Genomic DNA, 551 nt, shown 5'->3' on the forward strand with positions numbered 1-551 from the left:
GGCAGGGCAGACATTGCCATTGCCGGCGGCACGGAAGAAGCGGTTTGCCCCATTGGGCTTGCAGGCTTTGCATCCATGAAAGCTCTTTCCACAAGAAACGATGAACCTGCCAGATCCAGCTTTCTCTCCAATTCCCTAACACCTGCCTCTCGCGTGTATTCTCTTAAAATTCCATTTATAGAGGAATCCGAAACCTTGAATTGCTTTGCGGTTAGAGAATTTTGCTTTAAAATTTTTGGGATTAAAAAGCCCCTTGCAATATGTTCCTTTTCAAAATGCAAATAGCCAGGTATGCGCACTATTTCCATGCGGTCGTACAAAGCAGACGGAATGCCGTCTGGGGTATTTGCGGTTGCAACAAAAAATACCCTGGAAAGGTCTATGCCAACTTCCATAAAATGATCGTTGAACTCGGTGTTTATTTCCGGATCCAAAACCTCTAAAATTGCGCTCGCTGGGTCTCCCCTGAAATCTTTGGACATCTTAGCTATTTCATCCAGCAAAATCAAAGGGTTCATGCTTTTTGCCTTGCGAAGAGCCTGCACAATGCG

General features: G+C 45.4%; 1 protein-coding gene and 1 pseudogene. One reads left to right on the top strand and one right to left on the bottom strand.

The window, feature by feature from the left end:
* The first annotated feature begins 18 nt into the window (after window positions 1-18).
* Window positions 19-285, top strand: a complete 267-nt coding sequence (locus ACYVRA_RS08410; protein ID WP_461252276.1) for a hypothetical protein — start codon at window positions 19-21, stop codon at window positions 283-285.
* On the opposite strand, the pseudogene ACYVRA_RS08415 reads toward ACYVRA_RS08410, so the two are convergent.
* Window positions 168-518 (bottom strand): annotated as a pseudogene (locus tag ACYVRA_RS08415) (AAA family ATPase); the annotation flags it as partial. The gene ACYVRA_RS08410 and the pseudogene ACYVRA_RS08415 overlap by 118 nt on opposite strands.
* Window positions 519-551 lie beyond the last annotated feature (33 nt).

The organism is Treponema sp. R8-4-B8 (genome assembly GCF_054786175.1).